2 protein-coding genes are annotated in these 1,362 nt (G+C 79.1%); both read right to left on the minus strand.

Going from position 1 to position 1,362, the window contains the following annotated elements; genetic code table 11:
* The coding region (locus ACFV0G_RS35140; protein ID WP_380556736.1) for an ABC transporter substrate-binding protein at window positions 1-554 on the minus strand (554 nt) is incomplete at its 3' end.
* 56 nt (window positions 555-610) lie between these two features.
* The coding region (gene dacB / locus ACFV0G_RS35145) for a D-alanyl-D-alanine carboxypeptidase/D-alanyl-D-alanine-endopeptidase (RefSeq protein ID WP_380556738.1) at window positions 611-1,362 on the minus strand (752 nt) is incomplete at its 5' end.

The following is a 1,362-nucleotide window of genomic DNA, read 5'->3' on the forward strand; positions in this document are numbered from 1 at the left end:
TCCCCGGTCCCCCCGCGCTCCGGGGGGGCGCCGTGGGGGGGGGTCCCGGCGCCCACGCGGCCCCGGCTGGGGGGGGGGCGGGGGGGGGCGGCCCGCGCCCCCGGGTTGAGGTCGGCATAGCCCTGGATCTGTGCGAAGTAGGCGTTCGCCTCCCACCCGTTGGGCCCGTACGCGGCGGCGTCCCAGGCGGCCGCGAAGCTCTGTGCGGTGACCGGTTCGCCGTCGTGGAAGCGGCCGTCCGGCCGCAGCCGCAGGGTCCAGACCCGCTGGTCCCCGGTGGTGAGCGAGGCGGCGGCGAGCGGCAGCGGGTGGCCGTCCTGCGGGTCGAGGGTGATCGGGGTGTCGAACAGCCCCTGGAGCACCTGGATCGCGTAACTGCTGGTGGTGCGGCCGGGGGTGAGGTGGTCGGGCTCGGTGAGCGCGACGGAGTACGCGCCGCCGGGCACCGCGGGGAAGTCGCCGGGGTCGGCGGCGGTGCGGGCGCAGCCGGGCAGTGCGGCCGCGACGAGGAGGGCGAGGGCCGTCAGGGCGGCCCGGGCGGGGGCTGGCGTCATCGGCCGGGGGCTCCTCTCGGTTCGCGCGGGCGCGCCGGCGCCGTGGGTGGGGCGGGTCAGCAGGCGGCCGGCCGGGTGGCCAGCAGGCAGGCGGTCTCCCAGTCGTGCGGGTCGGCGGTGCGGCGCCCGGTGCCGCCGTTCGGGCCGGGGGCGGACGGGGTGGCGGTGTCGCCGGCGAGGCGGACGGCGAACGCGTCGAGGACCGGCCGCGGGCTGTCCCCCGCGAAGTTGTTCAGCAGGACGGCGAAGGCCAGGGTGCGGCCGTCGGCCCGGTCGACGTACCCGGCGAGGGCGTCGACACCGGTCATCGAACCGGTCTTCGCGTGCACCCGGCCCGCGGCGGCGGTGCCGCGCATCCGGTTGGTGAGGGTGCCGCCGACCATCCGGCGGGTGTCGCCGGCCACCGGCAGCGCGTCGTACCAGCTCCGGAACCAGGGCCTGGTGCGGGCGTAGCCGAACAGCGCGGTCAGCCGGCTCGCGGTCAGCAGGTTGTGCCGGGACAGCCCGGAGCCGTCGCTCTGCCGGGCGGCGGTCGGCTCAAGGCCCGCGCGGTGCACGAAGTCGCGGATCCGGTCCAGCCCGGCCGGCCAGCTGCCGGTGCCGGCCGCGACCCGGCCGATCTCCTTCACCAGGTGCTCGGCGATGCCGTTGTTGCTGAGCTTCAGGAACGGCACCATCAGCGCCGACAGCGGCGCGGAGTCGTGCCGGGCGATCGGGGCCGCGTCCGCGGGGGCGCGGGCCCGCCCGGGGCGCCCGGGGGGGTGCGCGCCCGCGCCGCGCATCCCCCGGCTCCCCCCCCCCCCGCCCC

It is taken from the genome of Kitasatospora sp. NPDC059571 (assembly GCF_042735675.1).
GTDB lineage: Bacteria > Actinomycetota > Actinomycetes > Streptomycetales > Streptomycetaceae > Kitasatospora.